This window comes from Kribbella sp. NPDC048928, from assembly GCF_043197975.1.
Classification (GTDB): Bacteria; Actinomycetota; Actinomycetes; order Propionibacteriales; family Kribbellaceae; genus Kribbella.
The window spans coordinates 531,159-551,568 of the sequence record NZ_JBICUC010000004.1; the positions used below are offsets into that span (position 1 = coordinate 531,159).

General features: G+C 68.2%; 17 protein-coding genes. All 17 read right to left on the minus strand.

Annotated features, from left to right (window positions below; translation table 11 throughout):
• Positions 1–2: 2 nt before the first annotated feature.
• A complete protein-coding gene (locus ACGFI6_RS20545; RefSeq protein ID WP_393120695.1) occupies positions 3–2,351 on the minus strand; it encodes a molybdopterin cofactor-binding domain-containing protein in 2,349 nt (782 codons plus the stop codon).
• A 125-nt stretch (positions 2,352–2,476) separates the two neighbouring features.
• Positions 2,477–3,631 (minus strand): PucR family transcriptional regulator, encoded by a 1,155-nt coding sequence (locus ACGFI6_RS20550; RefSeq protein WP_393120697.1) that lies wholly within the window; start codon positions 3,629–3,631, stop codon positions 2,477–2,479.
• A gap of 105 nt (positions 3,632–3,736) precedes the next feature.
• Entirely contained in the window at positions 3,737–4,189 is a 453-nt protein-coding gene (locus ACGFI6_RS20555) for a hypothetical protein (RefSeq protein WP_393120699.1), read from the minus strand.
• A 51-nt stretch (positions 4,190–4,240) separates the two neighbouring features.
• Entirely contained in the window at positions 4,241–5,233 is a 993-nt protein-coding gene (locus ACGFI6_RS20560) for a polyprenyl synthetase family protein (protein WP_393121277.1), read from the minus strand.
• A gap of 26 nt (positions 5,234–5,259) precedes the next feature.
• The gene (gene nuoN, locus ACGFI6_RS20565; RefSeq protein ID WP_393121279.1) at positions 5,260–6,840 is read right to left on the minus strand and encodes an NADH-quinone oxidoreductase subunit NuoN; all 1,581 of its coding nucleotides are present in this window, start codon (positions 6,838–6,840) and stop codon (positions 5,260–5,262) included.
• A 5-nt stretch (positions 6,841–6,845) separates the two neighbouring features.
• Positions 6,846–8,369 carry an NADH-quinone oxidoreductase subunit M gene (locus ACGFI6_RS20570; RefSeq protein WP_393120701.1) on the minus strand — a complete coding sequence of 508 codons (1,524 nt, stop codon included), beginning with the start codon at positions 8,367–8,369 and terminating at the stop codon, positions 6,846–6,848.
• Complete coding sequence (gene nuoL / locus ACGFI6_RS20575; protein WP_393120703.1) at positions 8,366–10,234, minus strand: NADH-quinone oxidoreductase subunit L; 1,869 nt, start codon at positions 10,232–10,234, stop codon at positions 8,366–8,368. The genes ACGFI6_RS20570 and nuoL overlap by 4 nt, the downstream gene beginning before the upstream one ends.
• 12 nt (positions 10,235–10,246) lie before the next feature.
• On the minus strand, positions 10,247–10,546 hold the full coding sequence (nuoK, locus tag ACGFI6_RS20580) for an NADH-quinone oxidoreductase subunit NuoK (RefSeq protein WP_130384807.1): 300 nt from the start codon (positions 10,544–10,546) through the stop codon (positions 10,247–10,249).
• Positions 10,543–11,379: an NADH-quinone oxidoreductase subunit J gene (locus ACGFI6_RS20585; protein ID WP_393120705.1), complete on the minus strand. Its 837-nt coding sequence runs from the start codon at positions 11,377–11,379 to the stop codon at positions 10,543–10,545. Before ACGFI6_RS20585 ends, nuoK begins: the two co-directional genes overlap by 4 nt.
• Positions 11,376–11,936, minus strand: coding sequence for an NADH-quinone oxidoreductase subunit NuoI (gene nuoI / locus ACGFI6_RS20590; RefSeq protein WP_393120707.1), 561 nt, complete (start codon positions 11,934–11,936; stop codon positions 11,376–11,378). The genes ACGFI6_RS20585 and nuoI overlap by 4 nt, the downstream gene beginning before the upstream one ends.
• Entirely contained in the window at positions 11,929–13,260 is a 1,332-nt protein-coding gene (gene nuoH, locus ACGFI6_RS20595; RefSeq protein WP_393120709.1) for an NADH-quinone oxidoreductase subunit NuoH, read from the minus strand. The genes nuoI and nuoH overlap by 8 nt, the downstream gene beginning before the upstream one ends.
• Positions 13,257–15,689 carry an NADH-quinone oxidoreductase subunit G gene (locus tag ACGFI6_RS20600; RefSeq protein WP_393120711.1) on the minus strand — a complete coding sequence of 811 codons (2,433 nt, stop codon included), beginning with the start codon at positions 15,687–15,689 and terminating at the stop codon, positions 13,257–13,259. The genes nuoH and ACGFI6_RS20600 overlap by 4 nt, the downstream gene beginning before the upstream one ends.
• Positions 15,686–16,996 (minus strand): NADH-quinone oxidoreductase subunit NuoF, encoded by a 1,311-nt coding sequence (nuoF, locus tag ACGFI6_RS20605; protein WP_393120713.1) that lies wholly within the window; start codon positions 16,994–16,996, stop codon positions 15,686–15,688. The genes ACGFI6_RS20600 and nuoF overlap by 4 nt, the downstream gene beginning before the upstream one ends.
• Before the next feature lie 2 nt (positions 16,997–16,998).
• A complete protein-coding gene (gene nuoE / locus ACGFI6_RS20610; protein ID WP_393120716.1) occupies positions 16,999–17,814 on the minus strand; it encodes an NADH-quinone oxidoreductase subunit NuoE in 816 nt (271 codons plus the stop codon).
• Positions 17,815–19,152, minus strand: a complete 1,338-nt coding sequence (locus ACGFI6_RS20615) for an NADH-quinone oxidoreductase subunit D (protein WP_393120718.1) — start codon at positions 19,150–19,152, stop codon at positions 17,815–17,817. It lies immediately after the preceding gene.
• Positions 19,152–19,859, minus strand: a complete 708-nt coding sequence (locus ACGFI6_RS20620; protein ID WP_393120719.1) for an NADH-quinone oxidoreductase subunit C — start codon at positions 19,857–19,859, stop codon at positions 19,152–19,154. The genes ACGFI6_RS20615 and ACGFI6_RS20620 overlap by 1 nt, the downstream gene beginning before the upstream one ends.
• Positions 19,856–20,410, minus strand: coding sequence for a NuoB/complex I 20 kDa subunit family protein (locus ACGFI6_RS20625; RefSeq protein WP_393120721.1), 555 nt, complete (start codon positions 20,408–20,410; stop codon positions 19,856–19,858). Before ACGFI6_RS20625 ends, ACGFI6_RS20620 begins: the two co-directional genes overlap by 4 nt.

A 20,410-nucleotide genomic window follows, 5' to 3' on the forward strand; every position in this document is an offset into this window, starting at 1 on the left:
CCTCAGAACGTGTGGTCGAGGCCGTCGGTCGGCGACTGCGGGGTGGACGGCTGGACCGGCAGCGGCTCGAACCCGAGCTTGCCGTGGTTGATCGGGAAGTACGTCGGCAGCGTGCCGGTCGCCCTGGCGTACGCACAGGCGATCGCGGCGAAGGCCGGCGCCACCGACAGCTCGCCGGCGCCGCTCGGGCTGTCGCTGGTGTTCGGCATGATCACCACCTGCACGTCCAGCGGCGAGTTCCACTCGCGGGTGTAGAAGTAGTTGTCCCAGCTGCCTTCGAGCGGGATGCCGTCCTTGATGTGCAGACTCGACGTGAGCGCCAGCGCGATCGCGTCCTGGAGCCCGCCGAACATCTGCGCCTCGAGGCCCTTGGGGTTGATGCAGAACCCGGGATCGACGACGATCACCGCCTTGGTCACCCGCGGGCCGGTCACCGCCTCGCCCTCGATCGGCCGGTTCACGGTCTCGGGCCGGCAGTCGATCTCGACCAGGGTCGCGACCGCGGCCCGGTACTCCGAGTGGATACCGACGCCCTGCGCCGTACCCTTCGGCATCGCCTTGCCCCAGTCGCCGACCTCGGCCGCCTTGTTCAGCACGGCGAGCAGGCGCTGGTCCTTGAGGAAGTTCCGGCGGAAGCGGACCGGGTCCTGGCGGAACTTCGCGGCCAGCTGGTCGACCATCAGCTCCTCGGCGCAGACCACGTTCGGCGAGTAGATGTTGCGCATGCTGCCGGTGTTGAACTTCAGCGGCACCTCGTTGAGCAGCTGCGTCGTGACACCGAAGTTGTACGGCGAGGACTGCGTGAGTTCGAAGATCGTCTCCGCGAACGACAGGTTCCCGCCGACCGGGAGATCCGCGGCGAACGCCGTGATCATCTCGCCGAGCCCGTGCCCGAAGTCGGTCTGCACGCTGGTGTGCCGCTGCTCGTAGCTGAGCACGTTGCCGGCCGCGTAGTTCACCCGGACCCGCGACGTACACATCGGATGGGTCCGGCCCTGGCGGAAGTTGTCGGTCCGCGACCAGGACAGCTTGACCGCCTTGCCCATCTTCTGCGAGATCTCCGCCGCCTCGGCCGCGACGTCGTGGAACAGGTGCCGGCCGAACGAGCCGCCGCCCTGTACGACATGCACCTTGACCGCGTCGATCGGCAGCCCGAGCTGCTTGGCGATGTCCTCCTGCGCCACGATCGGCACCTTCAGGCTGGACCAGATCTCGGCGCTGTCCGGGCCGACGTCCGCGATCGCGCAGTCCGGCTCGAGCGGGCTGTTGCTCGCGAACGCGAACACGAACTCGGCGTCGATCGTCTGGGACAGCAGCGGTGGCACCACCATCGGCAGCTGCGCCGCCCGGAGCTTTGCCAGTACGGTCGCGTCGGACTCGTCGTCGACCGTGCCCGGGCCCCAGGTCGCGTCGACCTTCTGGATCGCGTCGATGCACTGGCCGAAGGTCTCGCCGCGGATCGCGATACCGTGGGCGATACCAACGACATCGGTGATGCCCGGCAACGCCCGCAGCGCGCCCAGGTTGTTGATCCTGCGCAGCGTCCCGTTGATCGTCGGCGGCCGTGCCACCATGGTCGGCTTCGCGCCCGGAACCTGCAGATCCATCGCGAACTGCTTGCTGCCGGTGACGATGCCGTGCGCGTCGACGCGGTTGTGCGGCTTGCCCAGCACCTTGAAGTCCGCCTCGGCCTTCAGCTGGGCGGCCACCTTGACGGTCTTCGTAACCGCAGCCGCCCGGGCGAGTGCGCCGTACGTCGCCGTCACCCCGTTCGGCCCGGTCAGTACGCCGGCGGCCGCGGTCACCTTGTCGACCGCGACGTTCCATTGCAGCGCGGCCACCTCGACCAGGCGCTGACGGGCGATCGCGGCAGCCGTACGGACCGGGACGTACATGCTGCGCATCGAGTTCGACCCGCCGGTGAGCTGGTTCATCAGCAGCTCCGGGCGGGCGTCGGCGAGGCCGATCTCGACCTTCTCGATCGGCAGGTCCAGCTCCTCGGCGACGATCATCGCGAACGCGGTCGTGATGCCCTGACCGACCTCGGCCCGCGGCACCGCGAAGAACGCCGTCCCGTCGGTGCGCAGCTCCACCGTGATCAGGCCGGACGTCGGCGCGGCGGCCAGGTTCTGCAGGTCGCCGAGGTCGAACACGTCGGCCGGCTGCGGCACCGACGGCACCGCCGCGTCCGCTGCCCGCGGATCGGATTCGTTGGTCGCCCAACTGACCCCGACCGCCAGCGTCGGCGCGGCAATCAGATACCCGAGGACGCGCCGCCGGCCGAGCAGACCGGGCTTCTTCTCGCTTGGTGGCGCCAACGATCGACGATCTTCGGTGCTGTGTTCGACCATTGGGAGACCTCCGTGCTCGAGCAATGCTGGGAACGCAGTCTGGCACCGCCGGAGTCGCTACGGGATAGCCGCAGTGCCTAGGTTTCCGGCGCTTCACTGTGCACAACGCACAGCGGGCCGTTCGGTCACGCGGGGAAGAGCCGGAAAGCCCGCAGGGCAAGGCCGAGTTCGAGTTGGCAGCCGTCGGCGGTGACGTCACGGCCGGTGATCTGATGGACCCGGTGCAGGCGGTTGATCACCGTGTTCCGGTGACAGTGCGCGAGATCCGCCGTACGACGGACCGATCCGGCCGCCGTCACCCACTTGTCCAGAGTGTCCAGCAGGAGTTCGCGTTCCGGCACGGGTACGGTCGTCAAGGGCCGGAGCCAGGTCTGGACCAGTTGCGCGGCCAACTCCGGTGCGCTGAGCAACAGCGCATCGGGAAGCCGCTCCGTCAACGCTGCAACGTCGATCCGGCCGGCCGGCAAGGTGCGGCGGGCCAGCATCGCCTGCCGGTACGCAACATCCACCTCCGCCAGACCTGCGACCACGCCAGACAGTCCCGCGGGCGCATCTACGAGTTGCCGGAGGAGGAGCAGTACCGCATCCGCGGATTCGATGCCGAGGGCAAGTAACCCGACGACGGTCTGCGGCCGGACCTGCCAGGCGGACGCGACCCGCACTCCGGCGAGCCGGCGCGCGAACGACGTCGTCGTACAGTCGTCGTCGACCAGGTTGTCGATCGCGACCACGACGTACGGGCCGTTCACCGGGATGTCCAGGACGCTGGCCGCCTCCTGCACGAAGACGCGATTCGCCCGCCCCTGCAGAAGTCCTTCCCAGAGCGTCGATCTGCGCTGTTCGTCGGCGCGGACCAGGTTGCGCTCGGCGGCGTGGTAGGCGGTCGCGACCTGTGACGACGTCCGGTCGACGACCTCCCAGACCTTTCCGGCAACGTCCAGCAGCACCTCGGACTCGACCGTCCCCTGGGCCCGCGCCTCGTCGATCAGCGCCTCCCAGACCTGCCGTCCACCGAGCCGGAACGACTTCAGTACGTCGTCCAACGGCATTCGCTGCTCCGCCCGCCGCCGCCCGGTCGCCTGCGCCGCATCGAAGTGGTCGTCGCTGTCGGCAATCATCTGCACGACCCGGGCAACGTTGTCATGACACGACCGCCACAGGTCCTGTCGCGGCACCGAATCCAGCTCGAGGTACGAGGGATTCTGCTCGTAGATCGTCGCGACCAACGCGTCTGTCAACTCCGGCAGATGCCCCAGCACACTCTGTGCCAACCACTCCACCGACAATCCGGTACGCTCCACAGCACTACCCATAGTCGGCACAGCATCGCACACCGTCGCCGCGTCGCACAGAGCCCAGCACACACGCCGCCGCAAATCCAGCAGCTACCTCTGCAGTTCCTTCCGGACCTTGCGCAGCACGTCTTTCAGTTCCTTCTGGATCAGGTCGTGGCGACTCTCGAGGTCTTGTTGATCGTTGGCCTTGCTGAAGTCGTGCACCGCAGCGTGGACCGAATCGAACCTGTCGTCCAAACCATCTGTCCCACTCAGGTACACGGCTTGGCCGATCGCCGCCCGCGCTCTGGCCTCACACCGGTAAACCTCCTGCCGAAGCACGTCTCGGGCAGCCTCAGTCTGTCCCTCGATGCGAGCCCTTGCACGACCGAAGTTCGCCCGTGCGTACTCGTACAACGCCTCGGTGCACTCGCCGAAGACTCGCATCTTCGCGTCGAGGATCCTCGCGTTCCGTTCGCCCCTCTGCTGCAGGCGCTGCGATATCACGATGCCGATGACAGACCCCAGCAGCGCGATCGTGCCACCGACCAGTGTGCCGACCATCCGCTCACCCTACGGAATCACCCGTGACCGGCCAAGCGCTTCAATCGGGTGCTACACCGAGCGGGTGGCTACCAGGTCGCAGAGGGTGTCGAGGGCTTCTCGGCCGGGGCCTTCGGGGAGGGAGGCGAGGAGTTTGCGGGCGTCGGCCGCGCGGCGGCGGACGTCGTCCTCGGCCCGGCGGAAGGTGTCGTGGGAGCGCAGCAGGTCGAGGGCCTCGGCGAGCCGGGCGTCGTCGGACAGGTCCGAGTCCAGGAGGTTCAGGAGCCGGGCGTCGGTGGGGTCCTCGGGATCCGCCTGGGCGCGGAAGATCAGCACCGGGAGGGTCGGAACGCCCTCGCGGAGGTCGGTACCGGGCGTCTTGCCGGACTGGCCGGACTCGGACGCGATGTCGAGCAGGTCGTCGGCGAGCTGGAACGCCACGCCGATCTCCTCGCCGAAGGCCCGCAGCAATTCCTGTACCTCGGCCGACGCGCCGGCGTACCGGGCACCGAAGAGGACGGATGTCGCGATCAGCGAACCGGTCTTGTCGGCGACCACCGACAGGTAGTGCTTCAGGGGGTCCTGGCCGTCGCCGACACCCATGGTCTCGCGGATCTGCCCCTCGACCAGGCGGCCGAAGGTACGGGCCTGGATCCGGACCGCTTCCGGACCGAGATCCGCGACCAGGTCCGACGCGCGGGCGAACAGCCAGTCGCCGGACAGGATCGCGACCGAGTTGTCCCAGCGCGCGTTCGCGGTGGACGAGCCGCGGCGCAGTGCCGCCTCGTCCATCACGTCGTCGTGGTGCAGCGTCGCCACATGGGTCAGCTCGACCACGACGGCCGCCTTCACGACGTCGTCAGACGACTGCTCGGCCCCGAACTCGGCGCCCAGCAGCACCAGCAGCGGCCGGAACCGCTTGCCGCCGGCAAGCATGACGTGCTGCGCCGCCTCGGTGACGAACGGCGCCTCCGACTGGGTCGCGTCGAGCAGCGCCTGCTCCACACGCTCCAGCCCAGCACGAACCCGGGACCCGAGCGCCGCGTCGGCGAACTCGAATCCCAGGCTCTCGGCCGGCAGTTGGTTCGGACTCAACGGATGAACTCACCAGCTCGGGCCGCCAGGTCGAGCACCGGTCCGGGAACCAGACCGAGGACCACCGTGGCGGCGAGACCCAGCGCGACCGCCGACGTGGTCTGCCAACCCGGCAGCGCCACGTCCGGCGCGTCGGCCGGCAGGTCGGAGAAGAACATCAGCACGATCACGCGGACGTAGAAGAACGCGGCGACCAGGCTGGACAGCACCGCGACCACGACCAGCGGCCACGCGCCACCGGTCCAGGCCGCGCTGAAGACTGCCCACTTGCCGGTGAAGCCCGCGGTCAGCGGGATGCCGGCGAAGGACAGCAGGAAGAACGCGAAGATCGCGGCCAGCAGCGGCGACTTCTTGCCCAGACCCGCCCAGCGGGACAGGTGCGTCGCCTCGCCGCCCGCGTCCCGGACCAGCGTCACGACCGCAAAGGCACCGATCGTCGGGAACCCGTACGAGACCAGGTAGAACAGCACCGCCTGGGTCGAGGTGATCCCGTTGTGCACGCCGCTGCCGGACTGCGCCAGGCCGACGAACGCGGTCAGCAGGAAGCCTGCGTGCGCGATCGACGAGTAGGCGAGCATCCGCTTCACGTCGGTCTGGGTGATCGCGACGATCGAGCCGACCACCATCGTCAGGATGGCGACGATCCACATCATCGGCGCCCAGTCCCAGCGGGTCCCGCCGAGCGCGACGTAGAAGACCCGCATCAGGCCGACGAACGCGGCGATCTTGGTGCAGGCCGCCATGAAACCGGTGACCGGCGTCGGGGCGCCCTGGTACACGTCCGGGGTCCAGGAGTGGAACGGCACGCCGCCGACCTTGAACAGCAGGCCGACGCCCAGCAGACCGGTACCGGCCAGCAGGATCGTGTCGCCACCGGTCTGGGTGCCGAGCGCGTCCGCGATGCCGCCGAGCGACATCGTGCCCGCGTACCCGTAGAGCAGTGCGATCCCGAACAGCAGGAACGCCGACGAGAACGCGCCGAGCAGGAAGTACTTCATCGCGGCTTCCTGCGAGATCAGCCGGCGACGGCGCGCCAGCCCACAGAGCAGGTACAGCGGCAGCGAGAACACCTCGAGCGCGACGAACAGGATCAGCAGGTCGTTCGACGCCGCGAACAGCATCATGCCGCCGACCGCGAACAGCGTCAGCGGGAAGATCTCGGTGTGCTCGATGCGCAGCGCCGTACCCTCACGCTCGGCCTCGGAGCCCGGTACGGCGGCCGCCTGGCCGGCGAACGCGGACAGGCCGCCGTCGATCGAACGCTCCGCGAACAGCAGCACGCTGATCAGCGTCAGCGCCAGCAGGATCAGCCAGGTGAACAGCGCCGGGCCGTCCACCGCGACCGCGCCCTGGACCGCGATCAGTTCCTTCTTGTCGTGCATCAGGATTCCGGTCAGTACGCCGGACACGACCACGGCGAGCACCGTGATCGCCAGCTGCACCAGGTGCCGCAACTGCCGGGGCAGGAACGCCTCGACCAGGACCCCCACGGCGGCCGCGCCGAACACGACGAACAGCGGCGCCAGCTCGCTGTACTCGATCTTCGGCGAGGTGAAGTCCGCCAGCGGCAGCAACATCGCGCTCACTTCTGTCCCTCCGTCACGGGGATCTGCGGTGCCTTGTCGGTCACGCCCACCCGCTGCATGGTCGAGTCGACCGCGGGCTTGATGATGTCGATCACCGGCTTCGGGAAGATGCCCAGGCCGATGATCAGGATCACGAGCGGTGCGATCGCCAGCACCTCACGCGCGTTCAGGTCCTTCAGCTTCTCGATCCCGTCGCGGACCGGCCCGGTCATCAGGCGTTGGTACATCAGCAGGATGTACAGCGCGGCGAGCACGATGGCGACCACCGCGATCACCGCGATCACCTTGTGCCGGCTGAAGGTTCCGGCCAGCACCATGAACTCGGAGATGAACGGCGACAGGCCGGGCAGCGCCAGGCTGGACAGGCCGGCGAACAGGAACGTACCGGCGAGCACCGGCGCCACCTTCTCCACCCCGCCGTAGTCGGCGATCCGCGCGGATCCGCGCCGGGAGATCAGGTACCCGGCGACCAGGAACAACGCGGCGGTGGAGAGACCGTGGTTGAACATGTACAGCGTCGACCCGGTCAGGCCCTGCGACGTCAGCGCGAAGATGCCCATCACGATGAAGCCGAAGTGCGAGATCGAGGTGTACGCGATCAGCCGCTTGATGTCGGTCTGGCCGATCGCCAGCAGCGCGCCGTACAGCACCGAGATCAGCGCCAGCACCAGCACCACCGGGGTCGCCCACTGCGATGCGTTCGGGAACAGGCCCAGGCAGAACCGGATCATCCCGAAGGTGCCGATCTTGTCCAGGATGCCGACCAGCAGCACCGACGTCCCCGGCGTCGCCTCACCGGCCGCGTCCGGCAGCCAGGTGTGGAACGGCACCATCGGCGCCTTCACCGCGAAGGCGAAGAAGAAGCCGAGGAACAGCCAGCGTTCCGTGTTCTGGCTCATGTCGAGCTTGATCATGTCGGCCAGCAGGTACGACGGGTCGCCGTGCTTGGCGGAGACGACGTACAGGCCGACGACCGAGGCCAGCATCAGCAGACCACCGAGCAGCGAGTACAGCAGGAACTTCACCGCGGCGTACGAACGCTGCGGGCCGCCGAAGCCACCGATCAGGAAGTACATCGGGATCAGCGTCGCCTCGAACAGCACGTAGAACAGGAACACGTCGGTGGCGGAGAAGACGCCGATCGACAGTGCCTCGAGGCCGAGGATCCAGGCGAAGAAGGACTTCTCCGACCAGCGGCCGTGCTGCGCGTCGTTCCAGGAGGCGATCAGCACGATCGGCGTCAGCAGCGCGGTCAGTACGACCAGCACCACGCCGACCCCGTCGAGGCCGAGCGCGTAGTGCGCGCCGAACGCCTTGATCCAGGTGTGTGTCTCGGCGTACTTCTCGCCGCCGTTGTTGTGGTAACCGATCGCGACGATCGCGGTCAGGACCAGCGTGACGAGCGAGAACCCGAGCGCGACCTGCTTGGACAGCAGAGCCTTCGCCTTCGGGACCAGCATCGTCACGATGGCTCCCACGAACGGCAGGAGCAGTAACAGGGTCAGCCAACCGATGTTCACGACAACCTCACCGCGAGGAGGGCGACGACCACGAATGCGGCGCCGAAGACCATGCTGAGTGCGTACGAACGGACGAAGCCCGTCTGGAACCGGCGCAGCCGGCCGGACAGTCCGCCGAAGAGCGCAGCCAGCCCGTTCACCAGGCCGTCGACGCCCCGGTTGTCGAGCCAGACCAGCGTCCGCGTCAGGTACTGACCGGGGCGCATGAGGACCGCCTCGTTGAGCGCGTCGCCGAACAGGTCACGCCGTGCGAACCGGGTGACCGGCGAACCGGCCGGCGCCTCCCGCGGGATCTCCCGGCGGTACATCATGACCGCGATCGCGATTCCCACCGCGACCACCGCGAGCGTGATGATCGTCATCACCGTGGCGTTCAGCGGCGGGTGCGCCTCCTCGTGCCCGACGATCGGCTCGAGCCAGTTCACGATCCAGTGACCGACGAAGTACAGCGCACCGCCACCGAGCGAGAGCGCGGCCAGGATGATCAGCGGCCACGTCATCACCTTCGGGGACTCGTGCGGGTGCACATCCTCGGCCCAGCGCTTCTTGCCGAAGAACGTCATCAGCATCACCCGCGACATGTAGAACGCGGTGATGCCGGCGCCGAGCAGCGCACACAGACCGATCACCGTGTTGTCCGCGAACGCGGCCTCGATGATCTTGTCCTTGCTGAAGAAGCCCGCGAACGGCGGGATGCCGAGGATCGCCAGGTAGCCGAACGCGAACGTGACGAAGGTGATCTTCATCGGCGTCCGCAGTGCACCGTAGTGGCGCATGTTCACGTCGTCGTCCATACCGTGCATCACGGATCCGGCGCCGAGGAACATGTTCGCCTTGAAGAAGCCGTGCGTGAGCAGGTGGAAGATCGCGAACACGTACCCGACCGGGCCGAGGCCGGCGGCGAGCATCATGTAGCCGATCTGGCTCATCGTCGAACCGGCCAGCGCCTTCTTGATGTCGTCCTTGGCGCAACCGATGATCGCACCGGCGAGTGCGGTGACCGTACCGACGATCACCACCGCGGTCGAGGCCGCGTCGGTGACCGCGTAGATCGCGTGCGAACGAACCACCAGGTAGACGCCCGCGGTGACCATCGTCGCCGCGTGGATCAGCGCCGACACCGGGGTCGGGCCCTCCATCGCGTCCAGCAGCCAGGACTGCAGCGGCACCTGCGCGGACTTGCCGCAGGCGGCGAGCAGCAGCATCAGGCCGAGCAGCGTGGCCCAGGTCTTCGACAGGTGCGGGGCACCGGCGTTCACCGTGGAGAACGCCGACGAGCCGAACAGCGCCCACATGCTCATCACCGCGAGCGAGAGGCCGATGTCACCGACCCGGTTCACCACGAACGCCTTCTTCGCGGCGACCGCGGCCGAGTTCTTGTGCTGCCAGAAGCCGATCAGCAGGTACGACGCCAGACCGACGCCCTCCCAGCCGACGAAGACCAGCAGGTAGTCGGCGGCCAGTACGAGCAGCAGCATCGACGCGATGAACAGGTTCAGGTAGCCGAAGAACCGGCGCCGCCGCGGGTCGTGCTCCATGTAGCCGATCGAGTAGATGTGGATCAGCGAACCCACACCGGTGATCAGCAGCACGAACAGGATCGCCAGCGGGTCGATCAGCAGCGTGAAGTCGACCTTGATGTGGCCGACCGAGAACCACTCGAACAGCCGGACCGTCTCGGACCGCTCGTCGTCCGAGTGGCTTCTCATCTGGACGAACAGGACGACGCCGAAGGCGAAGGAGATCACCGGCGCCAGCGTGCCCAGCAGGTGACCCCAGGTGTTGGTGGCCTTGCCACCGAGCAACAGGATCGCCGCGGACAGGGCCGGTACCGCGACCAGCAGCCACGTCAGCTCATGACTCATCGGTTGCTTACCTCAGTACTTGAGCAGGTTGGCGTCGTCGACCGAGGCCGAGCGACGCGTACGGAAGATGGCCATGATGATGGCCAGCCCGATAACCACCTCGGCCGCGGCCACCACCATCACGAAGAAGGCGGCGATCTGGCCGTCGAGGTTGCCGTGCTGGCGGGCGAAGCTGACGAACGCCAGGTTGGTGGCGTTCAGCATCAGCTCCACGCACATGAAGACGACGATCGCGTTCCGGCGGACGAGCACGCCGAGCGCGCCGATGCTGAACAGAATCGCCGCGAGCACGATGTACGGCTCGGTAGTCACTTCTCGTCCTCCTTCACGAATCCAGTCGTGTCGGTGCTTTCCGCCTCGCGCGGGTAGGCCTCGCCGAGGTCGAGTTCGCGGACCTCTTCGACGTCCGCGCGCTCCTCGGACTCGGGGAACACCGTGCCACGTGCCTGGAGCACACGCGAAACCGAGGTCGGTGCGATCGACCCGTCGGGCAGCAGCGCCGGGGTGTCGACGGCGTTGTGCCGGGCCAGTACGCCGGGTGTCGGCAGCGGGCCCGGGTGGATCCCCTGCTCGGCGTACTTGCGGATCCGCTCCTCGGCGTGGTCGCGCTGGGTCTTCTTCTTGGTCAGCCGCTCGCGGTGGGCCAGCATCATGGCGCCCATCGCCGCGGTGATCAGCAGCGCCGACGTCACCTCGAAGGCGAACACGTACTTGCCGAACAGCAGCTGCGCGATGCCCTTCGGGTTGCCGTCCGGCTGCGCGTCGGCGAGGCCGGTCGGGTGCCCGTAGATCGCATTGCCGACCGCGGCGACGAGCAGGACGCCGAAGGCGACGAAGGCGATCCCGGCCAGCAGCCGCTGCCCGCGGATGGTCTCGACCAGCGAGTCCGAGGCGTCGACGCCGACGAGCATCAGGACGAACAGGAACAGCATCAGGATCGCGCCGGTGTACACGATGATCTGGACCGCGAACAGGAACGGTGCGTCCTGCGCGGCGTACTGGACCGCGAGGCAGACCATCACGGTCGCCAGCAGCAGCGCCGAGTGCACCGCCTTACGGACCAGGATCATGCAGATCGCGGCCAGGATCATGACCGGGGCCAGCAGCCAGAACGCGACCTGCGAGCCGGTGACCAGGGGCATCATTTGGCGTCACCCCCCTGCGCCTGACTTCCCTGGGGCTTCGCCGCACCGGTCAGGCCGAGGTAGTAGTCCTTCTCGGTCGTGCCCAGTTGCATCTCGTGCGGCGGCTCCTGCATGCCCGGGAGCAGCGGCGCCAGCAGGTCCTTCTTCTCGTAGATGAGGGACGCGCGGCTGGTGTCGGCGAGCTCGTACTCGTTGGTCATGGTGAGCGCCCGGGTCGGGCAGGCCTCGATGCACAGACCGCAGAGGATGCAGCGCAGATAGTTGATCTGGTACACCCGGCCGTACCGCTCGCCCGGCGAGAACCGGTCGCCCTCGGTGTTGGAGGCACCCTCGACGTAGATCGCGTCCGCGGGGCAGGCCCACGCGCACAGCTCGCAGCCGATGCACTTCTCCAGCCCGTCGGGCCAGCGGTTCAGCTGGTGCCGGCCGTGGAACCGCGGGGCGGTCGGCTTCTTCTCGAACGGGTACTGCTCGGTGAACACCTTCCGGAACATCGTCCGGAAGGTGACGCCGAACCCGGCTACCGGGTCCCAGAGGGACTCTTTGACACTAGCCACGGGAGGCTGCCCCCGATTTCGTCTCGGACTGTTGAGTGGTGATCGGTGGTGGCACCGGGAAGCCGCCGGCGAAGGCGTCGAACTCACTCACCGGTGCGGCCTCCTCAGCCTGCTTCTCGGCCTTCTCGGCCCGCTCTGCCATCCGCCCCTGGATTGCGCTGACGACGAGCAGCACGACGATGACCGCGATCGCGATCAGCAGCAGCTTGTTCCGCAGGTCGTTGTTCGTCTCCCGGCCGACCGCGCGGACCGTGGCCACCAGCAGGATCCAGACCAGGGAGGCCGGGATCAGGACCTTCCAGCCGAGCTTCATGAACTGGTCGTAGCGCAGTCGCGGCAGCGTTCCGCGCAGCCAGATGTAGAAGAAGATGAAGCACATCAGCTTGCCCATGAACCACAGCACCGGCCAGAAGCCGGAGTTCGCGCCGTCCCAGATCGAGATCGGCCACGGCGCCCGCCAGCCGCCCAGGAACAGCGTGGTGGCCAGCGCGGACACGGTCGCCATGTTGATGTACTCGGCCAGGAAGAACATCGCGTACTTGATCGAGGAGTACTCGGTCAGGAAGCCCGCGACCAGCTCGCCCTCGGCCTCCGGGAGGTCGAACGGCGCCCGGTTGGTCTCACCGACCATCGAGATCACGTAGATCACGAAGGACGGGAACAGCAGGAACGCGTACCACCCGGGCAGCGGTATGTTCGCGCCGAACCAGTGCACCGTCTGGTGCCCCTGCGCGGCCACGATCTCCGAGGTGGACATCGAGCCGGCGAACAGGAACACCGTCACCAGCGCCAGGCCCATGCCGACCTCGTAGGAGATCATCTGGGCGCTGGAGCGCAGACCACCGAGCAGCGAGTACGTCGAGTTCGACGACCAGCCGCCGAGGACGATGCCGTAGATGCCGATCGAGGCGATCGCCATCACGTACAGCACCGAGACCGGGAGGTCGGTGAGCTGCAGCCGGGTGTAGGTGTCGGTGCCCGGGATCTTCACCGTCGGCCCGAACGGGATCACCGCGAAGGTGAGGAAGGCCGGTACGGCGACGATCGCGGGCGCCAGGACGAAGACCGCGCGGTCGACGCCCTTGGGCATCAGGTCTTCCTTCAGCATCAGCTTCACACCGTCGGCCAGTGACTGCAGCAGACCGAACGGTCCGTGCACGTTAGGGCCGATCCGGTGCTGCATGCGCGCCACCACCCGGCGTTCCCACCAGATGTTGAAGAGCGTCAGCACCACCAGGAAGACGAAGATGAACAGCACCTTGATGAGAATGACCCACCAAGGATCGTGCCCGACGCCAACGTCAGGTACCGCGAGCGGCATCATGCATTCCCTCCGGCGATCGTCACGATCGAGCCATGGTCAGCGTGCAATGAACGGCGGACGTGGGAGTCGGCCGAGTTCGTCGGCAGCCAGACCACGTTGTCGGTCATCGGGGTGATCACGACCGGCAGCCGGATGCTTCCGGCGTCGGTGCTCACCGCCAGCTCGTCCCCTGCGGCGACGCCGATCCGGCGCGCGGTGGTGAGCGAGATCCGGGCGACCGGCGTGCGCGCGGTCGCGGTCAGGTGCGGTTCACCGTCGCAGGCCCGGCTGTCGTCGATCAGCATCCGCCAGGTCGCGAGCCGCGTGGAGTCGAACGCCCCGAGCGCCGGGCCGGCGTGGTACGTCGGCTCCTGCGCGCGGTCGCCGTCCCAGCGGCCGAGCTCGTCGAACTCCCGCTTCGCGCCCTCGGTGGTGCTGAACCCGAGCGACTGCCCCATCTCCTGGGCCAGCGCGGCCAGCGCCCGCGTGTCCGGCATCGCGGTCGGCACCTTGAGCACGGCCGGGAACGGCCGCTCGCGGCCCTCCCAGTTCACGAAGGTGCCGGACTTCTCCACCGGCGGTACGACCGGGAAGACCACGTCGGCGTACTCGGTCACCTGCGACTTGCGAACCTCGAAGCTGACCACGAACGGCGCCGCCTCGAGTGCGGTGAGTGCGGCGGCCGGGTCCGGCAGGTCGTCGATCTCGACGCCCGCAACCACCAGCGCCTGCAGCGATCGGGCGCCCTGCGGTCCGAGGTCGGCGACGATCTCGCCGAGGTCCTTGCCGATCTCGGCCGGCAGCGAGTCGACGCCCCACGCGGCCTGCATGTCCACGCGCGCGTGCGCGTCGGTGACCAGCCGGCCACCGGGCAGCAGGGCCGGCAGGCAGCCGGCCTCGAGCGCGGCCCGGTCGCCCGCACGGCGCGGGATCCAGGCCAGCTGCGCACCGGTGTCGAGCGCCAGCCGCAGCGCGGCCGAGTACCCACCTGGGGAGCTCGCGAGCCGCTCGCCGACGACGATGATCGAGTCCGCACCGAGCGCGGCCCGGGCAGCAGCCCCGGCCTCACCGGCGTTGCCCAGGTCGCCGAGTACGGCGGCCTCGGTGCCCGGCGACGTGTGGACGACAACGCCGTCGAGCTTCTCGATCCCGCGGGAGCCGAACGCCGCGAGCGTGAAGACCTTGGTGCCGTGCTTGCGCACGCCCTTGCGGACGCGGAGGAACACCGACGGCGTCTCCTCCTCGGGCTCGAACCCGGCGAACAGTACGGTGCCGGCCTTCTCCAGGTCCGCGAACGTCGTGCCGAGTCCGGTGCCGGCCACGGCGGCGGCGAGGAAGTCCGCCTCCTCCACCGAGTGCGGCCGGGCGCGGAAGTCGATGTCGTTGCTGCCCAGCGCGATCCGGGCGAACTTCGAGTACGCGTACGCGTCCTCGACGGTCAGCCGGCCGCCGGTCAGTACGGCCGTGTTGCCCCGGGCCGCGGTCAGCTTCTGCGCGGCGAAGGTCAGCGCCTCCGGCCAGGACGCCGGCCGCAGCTCGCCGTCCTCGCGGATCATCGGGTGCGTCAGCCGGTCGCCGGTGCTCGCGTACTGGAACGCGAACCGGTCCTTGTCCGAGATCCACTCCTCGTTGACCTGCGGGTCCTCGCCGGACAGCCGGCGCATCACCTTGCCGCGCCGGTAGTCGACCCGGATCGCCGAGCCGGACGCGTCGTGCTCGGCGACCGAGGGCACCGAGACGAGGTCGAACGGCCGGGACCGGAACCGGTACGCGGCGCTGGTCAGCGCGCCGACCGGGCAGATCTGGATCGTGTTGCCGGAGAAGTAGCTCTCGAAGGGCTCCTTCTCGTAGATGCCGACCTGCTGCAGCGCACCGCGCTCGATCAGCGCGATGAACGGGTCACCGGCGATCTGCTCGGAGAACCGGGTGCAGCGCGCGCAGAGGATGCAGCGCTCGCGGTCCAGCAGCACCTCGGCGGAGATGTTGATCGGCTTCGGGTAGGTCCGCTTCACGCCGTGGCTGGCATGGAACCGGGACTCGCCGCGGCCGTTGCTCATCGCCTGGTTCTGCAGGGGGCACTCGCCGCCCTTGTCGCAGACCGGGCAGTCGAGCGGGTGGTTGATGAGCAGGAACTCCATCTGCCCGTGCTGCGCCTTGTCGGCCACCGGCGAGCTGACCTGGGTACGAACCACCATGCCGTCGGCAACGGTGATCGTGCAGGAAGCCTGCGGCTTGGGCATCCCGCGGCCGTTGCCGGCATCGGTGATCTCGACCAGGCACTGGCGACAGGCGCCGACCGGGTCGAGCAGCGGGTGGTCACAGAACCGTGGGATCTGCACCCCGATCTGCTCCGCGGCGCGGATCAGCAGGGTGCCCTTCGGGACCTTGACCTCGATGTCGTCGATGGTGACGGTGATCAGGTCGGTCCGCTCCACTTCAGCAGTGGTCATGCGCTAGCTCCAGCGGTCGCGAAGACAGTGCTTGCCATCGGGTCGAACGGGCAGCCGCCGTGGGCGAAGTGCGCCAGGTACTCGTCCTTGAAGTGCGCGATCGAGCTGGTGATCGGCGCGGTCGCGCCGTCGGCCAGCGCGCAGAACGAACGGCCGGTGATGTTCTCGCTCAGGTCGAGCAGGGTTTCCAGGTCCTCCTCGGACCCTTCCCCCTTCTCGAGCCGCTCGAGGATCTGCACCAGCCACCAGGTGCCCTCACGGCACGGGGTGCACTTGCCACAGGACTCGTGCTTGTAGAACTCGGTCCAGCGGAGCACGGCGCGGACGACGCACACCGAGTCGTCGAAGATCTGCAGTGCCTTGGTACCGAGCATCGAGCCGACCGACCCGACACCCTCGTAGTCCAGCGGGACGTCCAGGTGCTCGGAGGTCAGCAGCGGCGTCGACGAACCACCCGGCGTCCAGAACTTCAGCTCGTGGCCCTCACGGACCCCGCCGGCCAGGTCGATCAGCTGGCGCAGCGTGATGCCCATCGGCGCCTCGTACTGGCCCGGGTGCGTAACGTGCCCGGACAGCGAGTACAGCGTCATGCCCTTGGACTTCTCGGTGCCCATCGAGCCGAACCAGTCCGCGCCGTTCTTGATGATGGCGGGAACTGATGCGATCGACTCGACGTTGTTGATAACAGTGGGGCAGCCGTACAGACCGGCCACGGCCGGGAAGGGGGGACGCAGCCGAGGTTGACCGCGACGACCTTCCAGCGAGTCCAGCAGCGCCGTCTCCTCGCCGCAGATGTAGGCACCGGCGCCGGCGTGCACGACGACGTCCAGGTCGTAGCCGCTGCCGAGGATGTTCTGGCCGATGAAGCCGGCGTCCTTGGCCTCCTGGACCGCCTGCTGCAGCCGGCGGATCACGTGCAGCACTTCACCGCGGACGTAGATGAAGGCCACCGACGCGCGGATCGCGTAGGACGAGATGATGACGCCCTCGACCAGCGTGTGCGGCGAGGCCATCATCAGCGGGATGTCCTTGCAGGTGCCCGGCTCGGACTCGTCCGCGTTCACCACCAGGTACTTCGGCTTCGGGTTGTCCTGCGGGATGAACGACCACTTCATCCCGGTCGGGAAGCCCGCGCCGCCACGGCCGCGCAGACCGGAGTCCTTGACCGTGGCAACCACATCGGCGGGCTGCATCGTGAAGGCCGTGCGGAGCGCGTCGTAGCCACCGGAGCGCTGGTACGACGACAGCTGCCAGGACCTGATCTGGTCCCAGTTGTCGGACAGCACCGGAGTCAGCGTGTCAGCCATGGTCAGTCCTCCTTCCGGGCGTCGTCGGTGTGGACGGCCTGCGACTCACGGCCGGGCTGGTCCTCCGGACGCGGTCCGGGGACCGGGTCCAGCGGGGCCGGGGCGCCGTTGTTGCCGTTGTTGCCGTTCGGTGCGGTCCAGTTGCGTTCGCGGGCCAGGCGGAGGCCGGCCAGCGAGGCCTTGCCGCCGGTCGGGCCCTCGTCAGCGCGTCCGTCGGGGAAACCGGCGAGCACGCGCTCGGTCTCACGCCAGCTGCAGATCGTCGCACCGCGCGGCGACTTCACCTCGGTGCCCTCGCGCAGGTCGTCGACCAGCTGGGTCGCGGTCTCCGGCGTCATGTCGTCGAAGAACTCCCAGTTGACCATCATCACCGGCGCGTAGTCGCAGCCGGCGTTGCACTCGAGGTGCTCGAGGGTGATCTTGCCGTCCTCGGTGGTCTCGTCGTTACCGACGTCGAGGTGCTGCTTGAGCCGGTCGAAGATCAGGTCGCCGCCCATCACCGCGCACAGCGTGTTGGTGCAGACGCCGACGTGGTAGTCGCCGACCGGGCGGCGCTTGTACATCGTGTAGAAGGTGGCCACCGCCGACACCTCGGCGCCGGTCAGCCCGAGCAGCTCGGCGCAGATCTCGATGCCTTCCGGGGTGACCCGGCCCTCGACCGACTGCACCAGGTGCAGCATCGGCAGCAGTGCCGACTGGGCCTGCGGGTACCGCGCCATCAGCTCGCGCATCTCCGCGATGGTGGCGTCGGTGATCTTCGAGTCGCCGGTGCTGTAGGGCACCGTCTTGTCGGTAGCAGTCGCGTGGTTCTCGGCCATTTAGCGGTCCACTCCACCCATCACCGGGTCAAGGCTGGCGACGGCGACGATCACGTCGGCGACCTGGCCGCCCTCGCACATGATCGGCATCGCCTGCAGGTTTGCGAAGGACGGGTCACGGAAGTGCACCCGGAACGGCTTGGTGCCGCCGTCGGAGACGACGTGCGCCCCCATCTCGCCACGCGGCGACTCGATCGCCACGTAGGCCTGGCCGGCCGGCACCCGGAAGCCCTCGGTGACCAGCTTGAAGTGATGGATCAGGGCTTCCATCGACTCGCCCATGATGTGCTTGATGTGGTCGAGGGAGTTGCCCATCCCGTCGGCGCCGACGGCCAGCTGGCTCGGCCAGCCGATCTTCTTGTCGGCCACCATGACGGGCTCGCCGTCCATCTTCTCCAGCCGGTCGGCGCACTGCTCGACGATCTTCAGCGACTCGTGCATCTCCTGCAGCCGGACCCGGAAGCGGCCGTAGGCGTCGGAGGAGTCCCAGGTCGGTACGTCGAAGTCGTACGTCTCGTAGCCGCAGTAGGGCTGCGACTTGCGCAGGTCCAGCGCGTACCCGGTGGAACGGACCGTCGGGCCGGAGATGCCGAGCGCCATGCAGCCGGCCAGGTCCAGGTAGCCGACGTCCTGCAGCCGGGCCTTGAAGATCGGGTTCGCGTTGCAGAGCTCGGCGTACTCCACCAGGTGCTTGTTCATCCAGGTGATGTACTCGCGGATCTTGTCCAGCGCACCCGCCGGCAGGTCCTGCGCGACGCCGCCCGGCCGGATGAACGCGTGGTTCATCCGCAGGCCGGTGATCAGCTCGAACAGGTCCAGCGTCTTCTCGCGCTCGCGGAAGCCGATCGTCATCACGGTCAGCGCGCCGATCTCCATACCGCCGGTGGCGATACAGACCAGGTGGCTGCTGATCCGGTTGAGCTCCATCAGGAGCACCCGCATGACGTTCGCCTTCTCCGGGATCTGGTCCTCGATCCCGAGCAGGCGCTCGACCGACAGGCAGTACGCCGCCTCGTTGTAGAACGGCGACAGGTAGTCCATCCGGGTGACGAAGGTGACGCCCTGCGTCCAGGACCGGAACTCGATGTTCTTCTCGATGCCGGTGTGCAGGTAGCCGATGCCGCAGCGGGCCTCGGTCACGTTCTCACCGTCGAGCTCCAGGATCAGCCGCAGGACGCCGTGCGTGGACGGGTGCTGCGGGCCCATGTTGACGACGACGCGCTCTTCGGGCTCCTCGCCGAGACCGGAGACGACGGAGTCCCAGTCCTGGCCGGTGACCGTGAAGACCTTGCCTTCGGTGGTGTCCCGGGTCGTCGCGTACGGATCTGTTGTGGTCATCAGTTGTACGACCTCCGCGTGTCGGGCGGTGGGATGACAGCGCCCTTGTACTCGACGTCGATCCCGCCGAGCGGGTAGTCCTTGCGCTGCGGGTGTCCCGGCCAGTCGTCCGGCATCAGGACCCGGGTCAGCGCCGGGTGCCCGTCGAAGACGATGCCGAACATGTCCCAGGTCTCCCGCTCGTGCCAGTCGTTGGCCGGGTAGACCGCGACGATCGACGGGATGTGCGGGTCGCCGTCGGGCGCCGACACCTCCAGCCGGATCCGGCGGTTGTGCGTGATCGACAGGAAGTGGTAGACCGCGTGCAGCTCGCGACCGGTCTCGTGCGGGTAGTGCACCCCGCTGACACCGGAGCAGAACTCGAAGCGGAGCGCCTCGTCGTCGCGCAGGTGCTGACACACGTCGACCAGGTTCTCGCGCTTGATGTGCAGGGTCAGCTCGTTGCGGTCGACGACGACCTTCTCGACCGCGCCGTCGGCGACCAGGCCCTCGAGCCGGTCCACCGCGCCGTCGAACCAGGACCCGTACGGCCTCGGGGTCGCACCGGGCAGCGCGACCTGGCGGCGCAGACCGCCGAACCCGGAGGTGTCACCGGAGCCGCGGACACCGAACATGCCCTCGCGCTGGTCGATCACCTCGGCCTGCGGCGTCTGCGCGTCACTCCCCGCAGCGGTAGCCGGAAGGTTCTCCGGCTGGGAGTCGCTCATCGGAGCAGCCCCTTCATCTCGATGGTCGGCGCGGCGGTGAGGGCCGCGGCCTCCTCCTCGGTCTGCAGTGCCTTCTTGTGCGCGCCGAGCTTCATGTGCTGGATCTGGTCGTGGATCTTCAGGAACGCGTCCAGCAGCATCTCGGGCCGCGGCGGGCAGCCGGGCAGGTACATGTCGACCGGGACGACGTGGTCCACGCCCTGGACGACCGCGTAGTTGTTGAACATCCCGCCCGAGGAGGCGCAGACGCCCATCGCGAGCACCCACTTCGGGCCGGGCATCTGGTCGTAGATCTGGCGCAGCACGGGGGCCATCTTCTGGCTCACCCGGCCGGCCACGATCATCAGGTCGGCCTGCCGCGGCGACGCCCGGAAGACCTCCATGCCGAACCGCGCGGCGTCGTAGCGCGGGGCGCCGGTGGTCATCATCTCGATGGCGCAGCAGGCCAGCCCGAAGGTTGCCGGCCACAACGAGGCCTTGCGCATGTAGCCGAGCAGTCCTTCGACCGTGCTCAGCAGGACGCCTGCCGGAAGCTGTTCCTCAAGACCCAT